2 protein-coding genes are annotated in these 1,651 nt (G+C 73.3%); both read right to left on the bottom strand.

The window, feature by feature from the left end; all coding sequences use genetic code 11:
* Positions 1–21: 21 nt before the first annotated feature.
* Entirely contained in the window at positions 22–873 is an 852-nt protein-coding gene (locus DQW06_RS27430) for a branched-chain amino acid ABC transporter permease (protein ID WP_013155586.1), read from the bottom strand.
* 13 nt (positions 874–886) lie between these two features.
* The gene (locus tag DQW06_RS27425; protein ID WP_117199574.1) at positions 887–1,606 is read right to left on the bottom strand and encodes an ABC transporter ATP-binding protein; all 720 of its coding nucleotides are present in this window, start codon (positions 1,604–1,606) and stop codon (positions 887–889) included.
* Positions 1,607–1,651 lie beyond the last annotated feature (45 nt).

The following is a 1,651-nucleotide window of genomic DNA, read 5'->3' as shown; positions in this document are numbered from 1 at the left end:
GCCGGGTGGGTGAGGGCATCGCTACACCTTTCGCGCGGCCGGGCGGGACAGGATGCCGTCGGGGCGCACGCTCAGCACCGCGACGACGATGACGAGGGCGGCGAGGGTGGCCAGCTCGGGCCCGGCGTAGCCGGACACGTAGGACATACCGAGGCCGATGAGCATCCCCCCGAGGACGGCGCCGAACGGGTTGTCCAGGCCGCCGATGACGGCGGCGGTGATGCCGTAGACGAACACGGCGTCGAACACGTTCGGGGAGATGAACGGCGGTCCGGCGAGCATGCCCGCCAGGGCGCCGATGAAGGAGGCGATCGCCCACCCCGCGGTGAGCATCAGGCCCACCCGCACGCCGCTGAGCCGGGCGGCCTCGGGGTGGAAGGCGGCGGCGCGCATGCGCAGGCCCAGGGGGGTGAACCGGTACAGGGCGAACAGGAGCAGCGCGACGGCTCCGACCGACACCAGGGCGAACACGTTGGCGGGCGAGAAGCGGCCCACGTAGCTGAACGCGTAGCCGAACCCGTGCTGCTCGTTGCCCCAGACCATCCCGACCAGCCCCTGGACGACCAGGAGGAGGCCGAGGGTGACGATGATGGCGTTGAGCTGGGAGACGCGGGCGATGGGCCGGATGACGAACCGCTCGACCAGCGCGCCCGCGGCCAGGCCCGCGGTGAGCGCGGCGGCGAAGCCGAGCCAGTACGAGCCGGTGAGCTGGGTGACGGTGTAGGCCGTGTAGACCGCGACCAGGGCGAGCGCGGGCTGGGCGAAGTTCACCAGGCGGGTGGCCTGGTAGATGATCACCAGGGACAGCGCCAGCGCCGCGTAGGCCGCCCCGGACGCCAGCCCGTTGAGGGTCAGGTTGATGAAGTGGGTCATGCGGGGGACTCCTCTAAAAGCCCAGGTAGGCGTGGCGCGTGCGGTCGTCGGAGAGCAGGTCGGCGGAGGCGCCCCCGACCGCGACGCGCCCCTGGTTGAGGACGAACCCGGTCTCGGTGACCGACAGCGCCCCGGCCGCGTTCTGCTCGACCAGGACGACGGTGAGCCCGGTGCGGTCGCGCAGGTCGCGCAGGAGGGTGAAGATCTGCCTGGTGACCAGGGGTGCGAGGCCCAATGAGGGCTCGTCGAGCAGCAGCACCCGGGGCCGGGCCATGAGGGCGCGGCCGATGGCGAGCATCTGGCGCTCGCCCCCGGAGAGGGTGCTGGCGGGCCTGGCGCGCCGCTCGGCCAGGGGTGGGAAGAGCTCCAGGACCTCGCCCATGGCGGAGTCGCGGCGGCGGTCGGACCGCCACAGCCCGCCCAGGCGCAGGTTCTCCTCGACGGTGAGTTCGACGATGACGCCGCCGCCCTCGGGGACGTGGGCGAGGCCGCAGGTGATGACCTTCTCGGCGGGCAGGCGGGTGATGTCCTCGCCGTCGAGCAGGACGCGCCCGGAGGCGGCCGGGTGGAGGCCGGTGAGGGTGCGCAGCAGGGTGGTCTTGCCCGCTCCGTTGGCGCCGAGGACGGCGCACACGCCCTTGGCCGGGACGGTGAGGGACACGCGGTCCAGGGCGCGGACGGCTCCGTAGGAGGCGCTGAGCTCCTCGACGGTCAGCAGGGGCGGGGCGGTCATCGGGCGGCTCCGTTCGCGTCGCCGGGACCGGCGGCGGGGGTGTCC

The sequence above is a fragment of the Nocardiopsis sp. TNDT3 genome (assembly GCF_003427465.1).
Classification (GTDB): Bacteria; Actinomycetota; Actinomycetes; order Streptosporangiales; family Streptosporangiaceae; genus Nocardiopsis; species Nocardiopsis dassonvillei.
This window is presented reverse-complemented; position numbering and strand designations above follow the sequence as displayed.